Genomic DNA, 15,264 nt, shown 5'->3' on the forward strand with positions numbered 1-15,264 from the left:
TTACCTGAACGCCTGCTGCAGCAAAACCAGCAAGCGCGCAAAGGCCTGCTCGCGGGCGGCGGGGTTGGAGCCAACGTGTACGCCCTGCCCCGGGTGAACACCGTTCGGCACGTCCTTGCGCAGCCGCACCTCGCCCACCGGGTTGTCAAAGTCGTGATAACTGCCGGCGTAAACATTGACTTCAGCGCCTGCCGCCATGCCCAGCTCGACACAAGGGCCGGGCGGGGTCCAGTCGTCTTTTTCGCCAAGCATCAACACCAGTGGCACGGCGCGGCGGTAGCCCGCCTTGAGCGCAGCGGCGCAGCCCGGGTAAAACGCCACCGCCAGCGCCGGCGGGGCCACCTGGCTGCGCACCTCGGCCCGCGACAGGTCGGTGGCCGCCAGCACGGCGCTGCCGCCATGCGACCAGCCGAGCAAGGCCAGTTTGCCGTCCACAGCCCAAGGCTGCGCTGCCACCCAGGCCAGCGTCGCCAGAGCATCGGCGCGGCGCTGGGTCTGGTCGATGCGGCGCGTGCCGATTTTCTGGGTACACAGTTCAGCCTCACCGCGCGGGCTCAAGCTGTCGGGAAAAACGGCGGCATAACTCTGCCCAACCAGCCAATCGGCCATGGCCTGGTGCCGCGCATTGAACAGGCCCTTGCGCGCGCCCTGGCTGGCGTACAGCCCGCCACAACCGTGCAGGGCCACCACACTGCCGCGCGGCAGGGCGCCCGGGGGCAAATACACCCAGGCCTTGATGAGGGTGCCGTCGTGGCTGAGGTAGCTGGCGACCTGCGGCGCGGCGGCAGAGGAGCCTCCCACCGCCGTAACACATACCAAAAGTGCCGCCAGCCCTTTAAACATATGCACGGACAGCTACTGATTCGATAGCAATCCGGCGTACCGGCTTAGGCCCGATCAGCCACCCAGGGCTGCACCGAGGCCAGCGCCGCCGGCAGTTTGGACGCATCGGTGCCGCCGGCCATGGCCATGTCGGCCTTGCCGCCGCCCTTGCCGCCGACCTGCTGGGCGACAAAGTTGACCAGTTCGCCGGCCTTGACCCTGCCCACGCTGTCGGCGGTCACGCCGGCTGCGATCTGGACCTTGTCGCCATCCACAGCGGCGAGCACGATCACCGCGGTCTTGAGCTTGTCCTTGAGCTTGTCCATGGTGTCGCGCAAGGTCTTGGCGTCGGCGCCTTCGAGCCTGGCGGCCAGCACCTTCAGCCCCTTGACATCCACCGCTTGCGAGATCAGCTCGTCGCCCTGCGCTGAAGCCAGCTTGCCCTTGATAGCCGTCAGTTCTTTCTCCAGATCGCGCATCTGCTCGAGCAGGCCGCTGACGCGGGCCGGCACTTCATGCGGGGTCACCTTGAGCGTTCCAGCCACGCCGCCCAGGGTGGCTTCCATGGCCTGCACGTAGTTGAGCGCCGCCAGGCCGGTGACGGCCTCGATACGGCGCACGCCCGCCGCCACGCCGCCTTCGGCCGTGATGGTGAAAAAGCCGATGTCACCCGTGCGCGCCACATGCGTGCCGCCGCACAGCTCCTTGCTCGAGCCAATGCTCAGCACACGCACCTTGTCGCCGTATTTCTCGCCAAACAGCATCATGGCGCCGGTTTTCTGGGCGGCTTCCATGTCCATCACGCTGGCGTCGGTGGCGGCGTTCGCGAGGATCTCGGCGTTGACGCGCGCTTCAATCTCGCGAATCTGTTCATCGGTCACCGGTGCGTTGTGGGCGAAGTCGAAGCGGGTTTTTTCGGCATCGACCAGCGAGCCCTTTTGCTGCACGTGGTCGCCCAGCACTTCACGCAAGGCCTTGTGCATCAGGTGGGTGGCGCTGTGGTTGCGCACGGTGGCGGCGCGCAAGGCCAGGTTGACCCGAGCCGAGACATGGTCGCCAACGTTCAGCGTGCCCTGCGCCACGCTGCCGTGGTGGCCGTAGACATCGGCCTTGATCTTGAGCGTGTCGCCAACCTCGAAGTGGGCCGAGCCGCTGACAAGCTCGCCCTGGTCGCCGACCTGGCCGCCGCTTTCGGCATAAAACGGGGTGTTGTCCAGCACCACCACGCCTTGCTGGCCGGTCTTGAGCGCTGCCACCGAGACGCCGTCGGCGTACAGGGCCACAATTTTCCCGCTGGACTCCAGGGCTTCGTAGCCGGTGAATACATTGCCTTCGCCGGCGTATTCGAGCGCGCGGTCCATCTTGAATTTTCCTGCGGCGCGCGCCTGGTTTTTCTGCTTGTCCATGGCCGCGGTGAAGCCGGCCTCGTCCACCTCGACGCCGCGCTCGCGGCAGACGTCGGCCGACAGGTCCAGCGGAAAACCGTAGGTGTCGTGCAGCTTGAAGGCGACATCGCCAGGTAACTTAAGCCCGGACCAATTTCGAGCCAAAGGATACAAGTTGGGCTGCCCAGGTAATACCTTGTCAAACTGCCGCTTTGCCTCCGGTAGCTGATCCTCGTCTACCACAACGAAAATTGCAGGGTCTTTGCTATCTTGAACATAGCCCGTATAAAACGGGTAGTCACAGTCACCGTATCTCGTAAGACTTTCGCTAAGGGTGTATTTAGGAAAACTGCTTCTTACTTGTTGGATATCCAGTGCCCGATCCAGGATGTCCATGCCAGTAGCTAGAGTCTCGAAAAAGCGCTCTTCCTCCGCCTTGAGCACGGCCGTGATGCGCTTCTCGTCGGTCTTGAGCTTGGGATAGGCATCACCCATGAGTCCGGCCAGGTCGTGCACCAGCTTGTGGAAAAACGGCGTCTTCTTGCCCAGTTTGTAGCCATGGCGGATCGCGCGGCGGATGATGCGGCGCTGCACATAACCCCGACCTTCGTTGGACGGGTTGACACCGTCGCTCACCAGGAAGGCGGTGGCGCGGATGTGGTCGGCGATGACGCGCAGGGATTTGTTGCCCAGGTCCTTCTCGCCGGTTTCGCGGGAAGCGGCCTTGATCAGCGCATCAAAGATGTCAATTTCATAATTGCTGTGCACATGCTGCAGGATGGCGGCCAGGCGCTCCAGCCCCATGCCGGTGTCCACGCAGGGTGCGGGCAGCGGCGTCACCGAGCCGTCTTCGGCCATGTTGAACTGCATGAACACGTTGTTCCAGATCTCGATGAAGCGGTCGCCGTCTTCATCGGGGCTGCCGGGTGGTCCGCCGGGAATATGGTCGCCGTGGTCGTAGAAAATTTCGGAGCACGGCCCGCAGGGGCCGGTGTCGGCCATCATCCAGAAGTTGTCGGACTTGTAGCGCCCGCCCTTGTTGTCGCCGATGCGGATCACGCGCTCGGGCGGCAGGCCGATCTCTTTGGTCCAGATGTCGTAGGCCTCGTCGTCCTCTTCATAAACCGTGGCCAGCAGCCGCTCGGGTGGCAACTTGTAGACCTCGGTCAGCAGCTCCCAGGCCCACTTGAGCGATTCACGCTTGAAGTAGTCGCCAAAGCTCCAGTTGCCCAGCATCTCGAAGAAGGTGTGGTGGCGGGCGGTGTAACCGACGTTTTCCAGGTCGTTGTGTTTGCCGCCCGCCCGCAGGCAGGCCTGCACCGAGGCCGCGCGCACATAGGAACGCTTGTCGGTGCCGAGGAACACGTCCTTGAACTGCACCATGCCCGAGTTGGTGAACATCAGCGTCGGGTCGTTGCCGGGCACCAGCGAGCTGGACGGCACCACGGTGTGGCCCTTGGACGCGAAAAAGTCCAGAAAGGTCTTGCGGATGTCGGCGACAGTGAAAGTGGGTGTGCTCATGTTTTGTTGGTTGCTGATGACGCCGGCCCCTGCCAGGCCCGGGCCCGGAGCGGCCGACCGCACCTGGATGCTTGATTTGCCTGAACCCTTGATTATAAGTTTTGCCCGCTGCCCCTGCCGCCTGCCCTGCGCCAAAGTGCCTGACGCGCTATGCTTGCAGCTTGTTGCCAATGCGCCGCTTCCGGCGGCCGCTTTCGAAAGAGACACCCATGGACATGAAAACCTCCCCCCTCTCGCTGCTCAAAGACCCCAGCCTGCTCAAGACCGACGCCCTGATCAATGGCCAGTGGGTCAAGGGCAGCTCGCGTTTTGACGTGAACGACCCCGCCACCGGCCTCAAGCTGGCCGACGTGGCCAATCTGGGCGCCAAGGACGCCGAAGCAGCCATCGCCGCCGCCAACGCCGCCTGGCCGGCGTGGCGCAGCAAGACCGGCAAGGAGCGCCACGCGATTTTGCTCAAGTGGTACCAGCTCCTGATGGCCAACGTTGAGGACCTGGGCCGCATCATGACCGCCGAACAGGGCAAACCGTTTGCCGAAGCCAAGGGTGAAGTCACTTATGGCGCCAGCTTTGTCGAGTGGTATGCCGAAGAAGCCAAACGCGTCAACGGTGAAACCCTGCCCCAGTTCGACAACAACCGCCGCCTGATGGTGCTGAAGCAGCCGATCGGCGTCTGCGCCGCCATCACGCCCTGGAACTTCCCGCTGGCCATGATCACGCGCAAGGTGGCGCCGGCATTGGCCGCCGGCTGCCCGGTGGTCATCAAGCCCGCCGAACTGACACCGCTGACGGCGCTGGCCGCTGCCGAACTGGCCATGCGCGCCGGTATCCCGGCCGGTGTGCTCAATGTGCTGACGACCGACGAAAGCGCGGCGGTCGGCAAGGTCTTCTGCGCCAGCGACATCGTGCGCCACATCAGCTTCACCGGCTCCACCGAGGTCGGCCGCATCCTGATGGCGCAAAGCGCGCCCTCGATCAAGAAACTCGCGCTGGAGCTCGGCGGCAACGCGCCCTTCATCGTGTTTGACGATGCCGACGTGGACTCGGCCGTCGAAGGCGCGATGGCCAGCAAATACCGCAATGCCGGACAGACCTGCGTCTGCGCCAACCGCATCTATGTGCAGGACGGCGTGTACGACCAGTTCGTCGAAAAATTCGCCGCCAAGGTCAAGGGGCTCAAGGTCGGCAACGGCTTCGAGGACGGCGTGGTGCAGGGCCCGCTGATCGAGGACTCGGCGGTCGAGAAAGTGCAGCGCCATGTGGACGATGCGATTGCCAAGGGCGGCAAGCTGCTCGCCGGCGGCAAAAAACTCAATGGCCAGTTTTTCGAGCCCACCGTGATCTCCGAGGCCACCGGCGACATGCTGTGCGCCAAAGAGGAAACCTTTGGCCCGTTTGCACCGGTGTTCCGCTTCAAACATGAGCAGGAAGCGATTGACGCGGCCAACAACACCGAGTTCGGCCTGGCCAGCTACTTCTACAGCCGCGACATCGGCCGCATTTACCGCGTCGCCGAGGCGCTGGAATACGGCATGGTCGGCATCAATGCCGGCGTGATCGCCACCGAGCATGTGCCCTTTGGTGGCGTCAAGCAGTCGGGTCTGGGCCGCGAAGGCTCCAGCCACGGCATGGACGAGTACCTGGAAATGAAATACCTGTGCCTGGGAGACATCCTCAAATGAACCGCCGCCTTTTTATCCATGCCGGTGTCGCGGTCGCAGGCGCTACGTTTTTAATAGCTGCTGGCGCCCAGGGGGTGGGGGCTGCAGGCCAAAAACGCCACAAACTCGTGATCCAGGTCAGTGACAACGACCCAGCCAAATGGAACCTCGCCCTGAACAATGCCAAAAACGTGCAGGACGACGTTGGGGCCGCCAACGTGGACATTGCCATCGTGGCCTACGGTCCGGGCATAGGCATGCTCAAGCTGGAGTCGCCCGTGGGCCCGCGTATTGCCGAGGCACTGAAAGCCAATGTGCGCGTGGTGGCATGTGAAAACACCATGCGCGGTGCGAAGCTGACGAGGGACGACATGCAGTCCGGCATCAGCTACGTTCCTGCCGGGGTGACCGAGATCATGAAGAAACAGGGCGAAGGCTGGGCTTATTTGCGGCCCTGAGCGTTTTTGCCTGGCAGTTCACTTTTATAATCGGGTCGTGCTTCCAGCCTGAATGCGGGTGTAGTTCAATGGTAGAACTTTTGCTTCCCAAGCAAATAGCGTGGGTTCGATTCCCATCACCCGCTCCACATTTTCCCCACCCCGGCAGCCGGCCGGCGTGACTTCAAGCGGCGACAGCCGGGCTGTCAACCACCACCGCGCCCAAGGTAAAGTAAAAGGTCGCGCCCAGCCCTTCGGCCGCCTCGGCCCACACCCGCCCCCCATGCCGCTCAATGACGCGCTTGACGGTGGCCAGCCCGATGCCGGTGCCTGCGTAGTCGGTGGAGGAGTGCAAGCGCTGGAAGGTGCCAAACAACTTGTCGGCGTAAGCCATATCGAAGCCGGCGCCATTGTCCCTGACGAAATAGACAGCCTCGCCATCCGTGCCCGTTTTGCACCCCACGTCGATGCGCGCCAGCGGCTGCATGGATGTGAACTTCCAGGCGTTGCCCAGCAGGTTCTGGATCACCACGGAGAGCAGGAGCGGGTCGCCCAGCACCAGCAGGTTCTCCTGAATGTGGATCTCCACCACGCGCTCCGGCTCCCGCTCGCGGCACGCCTGAACCACCTGCCGGGCAATTTTTGCCAGATCCACGGGTCCCGCACGCAGCGGATCCCGCGACAGCTTGGCCAGCGACAACAGGCCTTCGATCAGTTCCCCCATCTGGCGCGTGCCGGCACGGATGCGGCTGAGGTAATGTTTTCCCTGAGCCCCGACTTTTTCCGACGCCATGCGTTCTATCAGCTGGCTGAAACCGTCAATGGTGTTGAGCGGTGAACGCAGGTCGTGCGACACGGAATACGAAAACGCTTCCAGCTCGCGATTCAGGGCTTCGAGTTGCGAGGTGCGCTGCCGTACCCGCTCCTCCAGTTCGGCATTGAGGCGCAGGATGCTTTCCTGGGCCTGCTTGCGCTCGGTGATGTCCTGGGTCGAGCCGTGCAGGCGGATGACCTTGCCGCTGTCATCACGCACCACTTCGCCAATGACCCTGACCCAGACCCGGCGTCCGCCAGCAGAGGTGATCTCCAGCTCTTCATCGAAGGGCGCCCCAGTGTCAATACACGCCTGGACCACTGCTTCTATTCTCCCGCGCCACTCCGGCGATCCATAAAACTCCAGCGCCTGCTCCAGGGAGGGACGGGTGCCGGGCGGCACCTCGTGAATGTTGCAGACTTCGTCGGACCAGACCACATGATTCCCCGGCAGATCCAGCATCCAGCCGCCAATCCGCGCGGTGCGCCCGGCAATCCTGAGCAGCGCCTCGCTCTGGCGCAGCTTGTCCTGGATCGCCCGGCGCTCCGTGATGTCTTCAGTCACCGAAATGATGTGCGTGGCCTCGCCCGACAACGACCGCACCATGGACACCGTCGAATGAACCCATACGGCCGAGCCATCCTTTTTTACATACCGTTTTTCGTCCGAAAAGCTCTCCAGCTCGCCGGCCAGCATCCGGTCCCTCTGCGCGGCATAACGCGCCCGGTCATCGGGGTGGGTCAACTCGCGCGTATCCATCGCCTGCAACTCGGCCTCGGAGTAGCCCACGATGGCGTAGTAGGCGGGGTTGGCCATCAGGAAGCGTCCGTCCGGCGTGTTCATCACGATGCCTGAGGCCGCGGTGCCAAACATCAGCTGAACCATGTCCTGGCTGACCTTGAGCTGCTGCTGCGCCTCGGTGCGCCGCAAGACTTCGGTTTGAAGCTGTCGGGTGCGCTCGCGAACACTGCGGCGCATCTGCAGATTCCACAGAAGCGCCAGGGTCAGCAGGGTACCAACACCAAACACCGCGCCGGCCAGCCATCGCACGAGGTCAGGATGCAGGCCCGTCTGCGGCTCGAACATCAGCCCTGCCAGGGAGTAGTCCACCTTGACCATGCCCAGACTCGCCAGCGTCCGGGCGATGGAGTCCAGCCGGCCGGGGTTCAGGTGCCCGATCTCCACCACATCGGGCAACACCAATGGCCGCATCTGCATCGCTTCGTCCAGCAGGGTCTCGCGGGTCAGGCCCCGCTGCCGGACACCTTTCATGCCCGTGATCAGATCGGCGATTTCCTGTTCGTGGGTGAAGGCATATTCCCAACCCTTGCGGGTGGCGCGCAGGAAGGCGGCGGTACGTTCGGGCGCGTTTCCTGCCTGAGCCTCCGTCGTGAAGAGAATGTCGCCATAAAAATCGACGCCGTAGTCCAGGCTGCGCATGGTCGCAGGCGCCACACCGCGAGCGCGAAGCAAGGCGGGCTCCACCGTCGAATAGGCGGACATGGCGTCTACCCTGCCCTCGATCAGGTCCTCAAGCGACCAGGACTGCGGGACGATGTTGACGCGCTGGGGGTCGATGCCCTCGCGCTTGAGCACGGCGCGCAGCTGAGTGCTGCCCTGGCCGTCCGAGAGCATCACCTTGGCGCCGACCAGGTCACTGGGGGAGCGAATCCGGCGGTCCGCCCGGCTCATGATGACGTAGGGCGAGTGCTGGAATATCGCAGCCAGCGCTACCAGCGGCTGCCCGTTGATACGGTTGATCAGCAGATCGGAGTCGCCAATGCCGTATTGCGCGTCGCCCTTGAGAACCGTGGCAATCACCGGCCGCCCTGCACCACCCTCGCGAATGGTGACGTCCAGCCCTTCATCACGGTAAAAGCCCTTTGCCAGGGCTGCGTAATAGCCGGCAAACTGGAACTGGTGCAGCCATTTGAGCTGCAGGGTGACGCGTTCGGGTGCTTTGGCGTCGGGGGCTGCATGCACCGGGGCGGTGCAGAAAATGGAAAGGGCGATGACCGAAATAAAGGCCGTGGCCGCTGTCAGCCGCCTCGCCGGATTCAGCAAGAGCTTGGGCGAGGGGCTCGGGGGAAACATCGTGGATTCAGTCTAGCATGCGTGTGTCTTGTTCCGAGGGGAGAAGCTTCTTTCAGTGACTCGGTACACGCTCTGCTCTATATAGCTACAGGCCACCAGCTGGAGCGGAATGTGGCCATGAATACCGCATAGCAGGGATTCGGGCAGTACCGGCGGACCGGGTAAGCGAACTTGGTGTCTCACGGCAGATGGTTCCAGTACTTTGGACTCAAGTTCAGCGGCATACACTGGAATACCCCATCTTGACGCTCGGCTGAAATAAAAAAACCGGGCAGCGTGCCCGGTTTTTCACTCGCCCAGCCTTTACAGAGGTTTGCAGAGAACGAAGCCAGGCGTAGCTTCAACGTAGTTAGTAGCAGCGCCAGGTGCCGCGGCGGGAGGCGCTGCGGCAATCACTGCACGAATATCACCGGTGTTGCTCACACCGTCATCCAGCAGGCGGTCCAAGGCACCAGCTTGCTTGCCGTTCAAATTGTTCAGGCAAACGACATTTCGGGCGCCAAAACCGAATACCGTATTTGTCAGGCCAACCAAACCACCAGCAGCGCTCGAGGGCAGAGTCACATCTGCCGCATTGCCCTCAATGAAACCAGCGAAGCGCAGAGCCCGAATCGCCTGGGTATTTTCGGTGCCAGCCGCCGCTGCGAAGGGGTTGACGCCAGCAGCACCAATCAAGTTGTTAGATGCTGCAACAGCGACAAGTGCCGGACCGGCAGCCCAACCCCGACTGGCGATGGCCGCAGCCGTCAGGTCATCACCCGGGACGCCGCGATAACGATCCTGATAGCTGGCGACAACAGCAGTCATGCTGTTCAGATCTTTTGCCATACTTTTGGTCCGGGAACTTTCAATCAGTTCCTGTCCCTTGAGCACACCTGCCAGAAGCAGACCAACAATCACCAGCACGATCGCAATCTCAACCAGTGTGAAACCGCCCTGTTTTTTCAATGTTTTCATTGATGACTCCAAAATAATTACGCGACGCGGGATGCATCGGTAATGAAATGTATCTTTTGTTTTCGAATTGAAGGAGTCAGGAACTTTTACATGGGAGCCGCAGCGTCACCCGCAGGCCTTCGCCCAGTCGTTCTGCGGAAAGTTCACCCCCTGCTAACTGGGCCTGCTTGCGCGCCTGGTACATCCCCAGACCCCGGTTGACAGCGCCGGAACTGGCCCAGGGCTCAAACAGCTTGTCGAGCGCAATTTCCAGCGGCAGATGGGGCGTTTCAAAATGCACCGCGATGTGGGACCCTTCGTCCACAACCACAACCCGGCAATGTGCCGCTACCTGACGCGCGCGAGAGAGGTTGGAGACATTGCCCAGCACATTGTCGAGAACCGTGGCGAGCGCCGCGCCGTCCCATTGCAGCCACGCGCCCCCCTCCAGTTCAATGGCGACCTGATGCAGCAGACCGGCCTGGCGAACGTGTTCGTCCAGGTCCAGCATGTCAGGCTCGTGTTCTTCCAGGGGAGCCAAGGGCGCCGAAAGCGAAGCCTGCCAGGTGGGATTGAGCAGGGCCTGCGCCATGCGTTCGGCCCGGTTGGCCGCCATGGGTGCATTGCTGCGAAGGCGTCGCGCACGCGCCATCAGGGTCTGGTCGTCTTCTGCCCCCGCAAAGTCTTCCGCCACCAGTTGCACCCATTGGGCCAGGTTGCGCATGTCGTGCTGGAGAAAAACGCCTACCCGCGCACGCTGGCTGACCGCGGCCACCAGCGCCAGTTGGCGGGCCGCCAGGGCACCTTGCAGCATGGCAAACAGCACCTCGGCGGCCTGTACGGCAAACAGGTAGCGTTCACCGCGCAAGCCCTTCAGGCCAATGCGAAAGTCCAATGAGATATCGTCAAACTGAAAACTCTGACAAAGGACGCGGTCATCAAAACGCCGCTCGCTCCGCGCACCGGGCACTGCCGCACCGTGCACAATCGCCGGAATGGGCGGGCCCATGCGGGTGAAGACCGGCGAGCCATACCAGCTCCCCCGCCAGTCCATGCTGACCAGGCCCAGCTGCGCAAGCGTGTGCTGATGCCGCACCAGCGTGCCCAGCAAGTCATCATGCAAGGCCTCGCGCAAGGCCAGCAGCTGGTCCATGCGCTGGCGATGCAGACGGCTCAGGTGGCGCAGCCAGATCATCGTGAACCCCACGCTCAAGCCAGCCACCACCAGGGCCACGGCCGCGTCGTACAAGTCGTTCACGACGCCGCTCTTTCAATGCCGAACTTCTTCATGAAGTAATAAAGATGCTCCCGCGTCAGCCCCAGCTTGCGGGACGCCTGGGCCACATTGAACTGGGTATCAGCTAAAACGGACCGCACCAGCTTTTCCTGCGCAGCCTCGCCGAACTCCCTGACGCCTTCCCCAATCGGTGCGGTCAGCGTCATGCGCGCCTGCCCGTCAGTGCTCAACTGTTTTTCAGCCTGCAGAAACAGCACGGCACGGGCCAAAGCCTCGCGCACGCGCTGGCTGCTGGCGGGTTTGTTCAAGAAATCAAAAGCCCCCAGTCCGATCGCCGTGAGCGCGACCGCGGGTTCATCCTGGCCCGTCAGCACGATCGCCTTGAGCGAAGGCCGCTCCAGAATGAGCAGGCGCAGCAACTCCAGGCCCTCCGTCGGGTCGTTCGGGTGAGGTGGAAGGCCCAGGTCGAGCACGGCAAGGTCAAACGGCGCTTGCGCCTGTCGGGCGATTGCCAGTGCCTCAGCCGGCGACCCGGCCGACAAAACGCTGTAACCCATGTCTTCCAGCGAACCGCACCACCAGTCACGCAGGGACGCGTCGTCTTCGACGACCAAAACAACGCGGTCAAATGCCATTTGTTTAAGGCAAAACACCAGCTCTAATCATGCTGCCGGTGAGCGTGATCGCAGGCGTCCAGAGAAAAATGTCGTCAAATGCCCCGCCCGCGCCGCCTACGTCTCGTCGCTCGTGAGAAACGTAAGTGACATCATTTGCCAAAAGGACCAAATTTGCATCCTCGTCAGCACCCCGCGTGCCGGTAGTTCCGCCGACAGCTGCGCCGTTGTCTGACCCGTTTCGCCCTGTTGACCAGACAATAAATACAGCTTGCGCCAAAGTGGTTGCGGGTCCACTGCAAGCTGCGGGCGCGATTCCCAATGAGGTGTTGCATATCTGCAGTTGCCCGGCAGCGGGGATAGGCGTCACAACTGCGGCGACAGCAGGTGGGCCAACAACGGCAGGCGTGTAATAGGCATTCCTGATTCCGTTGGCCTGAGTCAAGGGAAAGCAACTATTTGCAGGGGGGCCAGAGCAATCGACGGGAGCAGGCTGATTCCCCGCCCCTGTGTAAACGACTCTGGCCACCCTGTAACGAAGCCCAAATCCCCATGCGTCCTGGATCAACCCCTCCGAAGCACCTCCGACACCTTGCTCACCCAAACCAAGGGTACGGGCGGGAACAAAGCCTTCAAAAGTTACGCAAAGCCCACGTCCAGGATTAGCGGGATCTGACGTCCCCCTGTTGGCGGCGGCGACGCCAGCAGGAGGAGCTGCGGGACATGGTAGCCTGCCGTTAACCATTGCAAACGCCATGATTGCGTCGGAAGCTTCTTTGATTCGATTTTGTGTATCGCTGATCTTCTTATTTTCAAGCTGAGGGCCAAGCGCAGCAGCAATGCCACCCAATGCCAGTCCTACTATCACGAGCACCAGCGCTATTTCGATCAGGCTAAATCCGCGTTGATGTGCGCCAACAGCGGTTCGGGAAAACGACGCATGACATGTGTATGTTTTCATTTTTTGTTCCTATCTGTTAGAGCCGCGCCTGCTTTCGGCCGAATGATCCGGATAGCCCCAAGAGGCAACAAATCCACCGCCTGCCCCGAAGGCACATCAATCACCTGCCCCGGCCTGACCTTGAGTTGCATGTCCTGGCCCCGAGACTGCAGCACACCCGCCTGCCCCGCCAAAGTGCGCAAAGGAGTGGCTGCGGCCCGTCCATAAAGCGGTTGGTCATTAACCCACACCGTGCTGCGGTTGCCCGAACGGACCACCACGCCGCTGACGACCAGGGCGTCCGGCAAGCTGGAGGCAGGCTCACCCGACGGTTCTTTTGGAAGCACCTGCACACCCTCGTCGGGACTACCGACAGCGTTGCGTGCAGATTCAAGATTTCGGCGCTGCGCCGGCGAAAGAATCAGCGTCCCAAGCTCGCGGGACAACGGGGCAACGCCAGGAACGGTCAACGCCGGCGCTGCCGTCTGCGCCATGACTGCACAGGCAGTCATCCCTGTCAGGCCGAGTGCGATAACCCGGCCCCTGAACCCTGCAGCCTTGACAGACATTGAGGAGAGTTTCGTCACAGTCTCCACCTTCATGGTGCTTTAGGCGCTGCGCCTTCGGCCACCACATACAACCAGGACAACTCACAACGCACATCCACCGCTGGGGCCGACAGGCCCGCATTGGTGAAAATTTTCTGATCGTAAATACAGCTGTCGGACGTGAAGTAACCCGCGTTGCCGCCTTGCAGGCGTGCCAGCAGGCTGATCCACTCTTGCTCATGGACACCGCTCACCCCAAGCTTCATGGGCACACGCACCAGGTGGGCCACGGTTTCACCGGTCTTGTCGTCGTTCAGGGGCCTGATTTTTTCCTGGGCGCCCAGCTCCCACACAAGGGTGCTTTTCTTCAGGTCGCTCGCAGCAGCTTCCAGCGCCTCCAGCATCGCCAGCCGGTCGGGCGCGTGGGCAAAGTGGGACTGCTTGAGCTTGCCGAACATCTGCAGATTCTCCTCCAGCCTCGCCCGGTCCGACTGCGTGTTTTCGAGCGACAGGTTGGCGGCGTCCAGCACTGCCTGGGCCTTGCCTTGCTCCACCGCGATGCTCTGGGCCAGCCAGCTTGCGCCGCCAACCAGCGCAGCAGCAACGGTGCACATGATCGCCCCCAGCACCAGCGGCCGGGCCGCCATGCGCCAGACGCTGCGCGTTTGTTGCAGGTCCGTCATGGCGCGACTTTCTCCAGACACAGGTCCAGCGTGCGTGCACTCACCTCGCCCAGCGTGCCGGCCTGGACCTGCACCGGGTCCAGCGTCACTGTGGATTTGAGCAGAAAGGCCGACCAGCCCCCGGTGCTCAAACCGGCCAGCAAAGCATCCTGAAACTGCAGCGCCTGGCGCTGTGTCAATGTCAGCGGAAGTGCTGCGGTGAAGCTGAGTATCGCAAGAGCAGGTTTGACCGGTTCCACTGCGGGAGGGGTGGCTGCCGCTGCGGCATCGACCACTTTCGGGCATCCAAAGGACTGGTCGGCAGCCGGAGGCGAACCGGAAGTCTGCACCTGCAAACGCGGCAGTGCCCAGCTGATTTTTTGCACTTCCACCCCCGGTGCAGCCCTCAGTGCACCGGACAGATGCTGAAGGCCGGCAAACTGGTCGGGCTGCGACGCGAGGGTTTGCCGCCAGGCCTGCACCGACGCCACCGCGAGGCCGGCCTGGCTCAGGTCGCCCTTGGCGCGCAGGACTTCCTGGCTGGCCTGCTGATTGATGACTGCTGCGCGCGCCACTTGCTCCTGCGCCAGGTTGCGCTTCCCCCAGGACAGCCACAACAAGTCCGCCGACCACAAGACAGCCAGGGCCAAAGCGGTGATACCCCCGTACTTTGCAACGGCAGAGATCTGGGCCGCACGCCATTGCTTGCGTGATTCGTCGGGCAGAAACTGCAGCTGTGCAGAGGCCGACTTGAGCCGAGGCAGCAGCCGGGCATAGGCGTCAGTGACTCCCTCAATGAATTGCACGTCCAGCGCGGGGTCGGCGCCAACCTCTGCGAGTGCCTGCTCGTCGTCAAACGGCAACCACATCTGCGTGGCTACGGGTTGGTCAGCGCTGCCCAGCCACTCTTGCGAAATCAGGTACTGAACCGTTCTGCGCGCCTCGGCCAACACAAAGGCCGCCGACAGGCTGCCTTCGCCCACACTCAGGGCCAGGCGCGAAAACAGCGGGGTCTTGCCGCGCACGAGCACCTGCCGCAGCCCCGCAGGGGTGGCCACCAGCGCCAGCGTGGGCCGAAGGCTGGCGGGCTCCGGTGGCGCCGGTGGGCCTTGCAGCGGCTCGCTGCGCGCTCGCCGGGGCAATTTTTGCCGGACTTCCAGCGCAATCAAGGCTGAAAGCGGCCACAAGCCCTTGACGCGAATGTGATGCGCTGTGAGGGCAGCCAGCCATTGGGCGATGCGCTCGCTTTGCCCCATGCCGATCAGGCTGACACGGGTTGGCGGCCGCAAAGACCCGGAAGGAACCAACACCGCGGCGCGATAAGGGTTGTCGCGCAACTGTTGCAACAAGCGGCGTTGCATGAGTTGTTGCCGCGTTCCGGCCAACCATATCGGCGGCAAGACATTGCGGATGTAGGCCTCGTCCATGATGTCGCTGACCAGCGAGCAGTTTCCGCGCGCCGGCATGTGGGCGGCGACCCAGGCGACCGGGTCAACATCCACACCCGCTGCCGCCACTGGCTCGGCACGGGCGCCGCTCAGCCGGTACAGATGGACCGACTGCTGCGCAATGACGAGAGCGAAGTCCAGCATG

The 15,264-nt window shown here is 62.6% G+C and carries 12 protein-coding genes and 1 tRNA gene; 3 read left to right on the forward strand and 10 right to left on the reverse strand.

Annotated elements, in window-relative coordinates:
• Together PSV26_RS13885 and alaS are read right to left on the reverse strand one after the other, a co-directional pair.
• Complete coding sequence (locus tag PSV26_RS13885) at window positions 1-801, reverse strand: dienelactone hydrolase family protein (protein ID WP_300571522.1); 801 nt, start codon at window positions 799-801, stop codon at window positions 1-3.
• 86 nt (window positions 802-887) lie between these two features.
• Window positions 888-3,728 (reverse strand): alanine--tRNA ligase, encoded by a 2,841-nt coding sequence (gene alaS, locus PSV26_RS13890; protein ID WP_300571524.1) that lies wholly within the window; start codon window positions 3,726-3,728, stop codon window positions 888-890.
• A gap of 209 nt (window positions 3,729-3,937) precedes the next feature.
• On the opposite strand from alaS, the gene PSV26_RS13895 reads away from it, so the two are divergent.
• The 3 genes from PSV26_RS13895 to PSV26_RS13905 all read left to right on the forward strand — a co-directional run bounded on the left by PSV26_RS13895 (window position 3,938) and on the right by PSV26_RS13905 (window position 5,975).
• Complete coding sequence (locus PSV26_RS13895) at window positions 3,938-5,410, forward strand: NAD-dependent succinate-semialdehyde dehydrogenase (protein WP_300571526.1); 1,473 nt, start codon at window positions 3,938-3,940, stop codon at window positions 5,408-5,410.
• Window positions 5,407-5,847 (forward strand): DsrE family protein, encoded by a 441-nt coding sequence (locus PSV26_RS13900; RefSeq protein WP_300571528.1) that lies wholly within the window; start codon window positions 5,407-5,409, stop codon window positions 5,845-5,847. The genes PSV26_RS13895 and PSV26_RS13900 overlap by 4 nt, the downstream gene beginning before the upstream one ends.
• Window positions 5,848-5,901: 54 nt before the next feature.
• A tRNA-Gly gene (locus tag PSV26_RS13905) sits at window positions 5,902-5,975 on the forward strand.
• Between the two features lie 35 nt (window positions 5,976-6,010).
• Here the strand turns inward: PSV26_RS13905 and PSV26_RS13910 are convergent.
• The 8 genes from PSV26_RS13910 to PSV26_RS13945 form a co-directional block, all read right to left on the reverse strand.
• On the reverse strand, window positions 6,011-8,734 hold the full coding sequence (locus PSV26_RS13910; RefSeq protein WP_300571530.1) for an ABC transporter substrate-binding protein: 2,724 nt from the start codon (window positions 8,732-8,734) through the stop codon (window positions 6,011-6,013).
• A 303-nt stretch (window positions 8,735-9,037) separates the two neighbouring features.
• The gene (locus PSV26_RS13915) at window positions 9,038-9,691 is read right to left on the reverse strand and encodes a type II secretion system protein (RefSeq protein WP_300571531.1); all 654 of its coding nucleotides are present in this window, start codon (window positions 9,689-9,691) and stop codon (window positions 9,038-9,040) included.
• 76 nt (window positions 9,692-9,767) lie between these two features.
• Window positions 9,768-10,928 carry an ATP-binding protein gene (locus PSV26_RS13920; RefSeq protein WP_300571533.1) on the reverse strand — a complete coding sequence of 387 codons (1,161 nt, stop codon included), beginning with the start codon at window positions 10,926-10,928 and terminating at the stop codon, window positions 9,768-9,770.
• The gene (locus PSV26_RS13925; protein ID WP_300571535.1) at window positions 10,925-11,542 is read right to left on the reverse strand and encodes a response regulator; all 618 of its coding nucleotides are present in this window, start codon (window positions 11,540-11,542) and stop codon (window positions 10,925-10,927) included. The genes PSV26_RS13920 and PSV26_RS13925 overlap by 4 nt, the downstream gene beginning before the upstream one ends.
• Window positions 11,543-11,546: 4 nt before the next feature.
• The gene (locus tag PSV26_RS13930; RefSeq protein ID WP_300571537.1) at window positions 11,547-12,482 is read right to left on the reverse strand and encodes a type II secretion system protein; all 936 of its coding nucleotides are present in this window, start codon (window positions 12,480-12,482) and stop codon (window positions 11,547-11,549) included.
• Window positions 12,479-13,063 (reverse strand): hypothetical protein, encoded by a 585-nt coding sequence (locus PSV26_RS13935; protein ID WP_300571539.1) that lies wholly within the window; start codon window positions 13,061-13,063, stop codon window positions 12,479-12,481. The genes PSV26_RS13930 and PSV26_RS13935 overlap by 4 nt, the downstream gene beginning before the upstream one ends.
• On the reverse strand, window positions 13,060-13,692 hold the full coding sequence (locus PSV26_RS13940) for a hypothetical protein (RefSeq protein WP_300571541.1): 633 nt from the start codon (window positions 13,690-13,692) through the stop codon (window positions 13,060-13,062). The genes PSV26_RS13935 and PSV26_RS13940 overlap by 4 nt, the downstream gene beginning before the upstream one ends.
• Window positions 13,689-15,263, reverse strand: a complete 1,575-nt coding sequence (locus tag PSV26_RS13945) for a hypothetical protein (RefSeq protein WP_300571543.1) — start codon at window positions 15,261-15,263, stop codon at window positions 13,689-13,691. The genes PSV26_RS13940 and PSV26_RS13945 overlap by 4 nt, the downstream gene beginning before the upstream one ends.
• Window position 15,264 lies beyond the last annotated feature (1 nt).

The sequence above is a fragment of the Polaromonas sp. genome, from assembly GCF_029945685.1.
Classification (GTDB): domain Bacteria; phylum Pseudomonadota; class Gammaproteobacteria; order Burkholderiales; family Burkholderiaceae_C; genus Polaromonas.

Excerpts from the sequence above, each read along its gene's own strand:
- alaS (WP_300571524.1), bottom strand. The coding sequence starts at position 3,728 with ATGAGCACACCCACTTTCACTGTCGCCGACATCCGCAAGACCTTTCTG.
- PSV26_RS13895 (WP_300571526.1), top strand. The coding sequence starts at position 3,938 with ATGGACATGAAAACCTCCCCCCTCTCGCTGCTCAAAGACCCCAGCCTG.
- PSV26_RS13900 (WP_300571528.1), top strand. The coding sequence starts at position 5,407 with ATGAACCGCCGCCTTTTTATCCATGCCGGTGTCGCGGTCGCAGGCGCT.
- PSV26_RS13910 (WP_300571530.1), bottom strand. The coding sequence starts at position 8,734 with ATGTTTCCCCCGAGCCCCTCGCCCAAGCTCTTGCTGAATCCGGCGAGG.
- PSV26_RS13915 (WP_300571531.1), bottom strand. The coding sequence starts at position 9,691 with ATGAAAACATTGAAAAAACAGGGCGGTTTCACACTGGTTGAGATTGCG.
- PSV26_RS13925 (WP_300571535.1), bottom strand. The coding sequence starts at position 11,542 with ATGGCATTTGACCGCGTTGTTTTGGTCGTCGAAGACGACGCGTCCCTG.
- PSV26_RS13930 (WP_300571537.1), bottom strand. The coding sequence starts at position 12,482 with ATGAAAACATACACATGTCATGCGTCGTTTTCCCGAACCGCTGTTGGC.
- PSV26_RS13935 (WP_300571539.1), bottom strand. The coding sequence starts at position 13,063 with ATGAAGGTGGAGACTGTGACGAAACTCTCCTCAATGTCTGTCAAGGCT.
- PSV26_RS13940 (WP_300571541.1), bottom strand. The coding sequence starts at position 13,692 with ATGACGGACCTGCAACAAACGCGCAGCGTCTGGCGCATGGCGGCCCGG.
- PSV26_RS13945 (WP_300571543.1), bottom strand. The coding sequence starts at position 15,263 with ATGCTGGACTTCGCTCTCGTCATTGCGCAGCAGTCGGTCCATCTGTAC.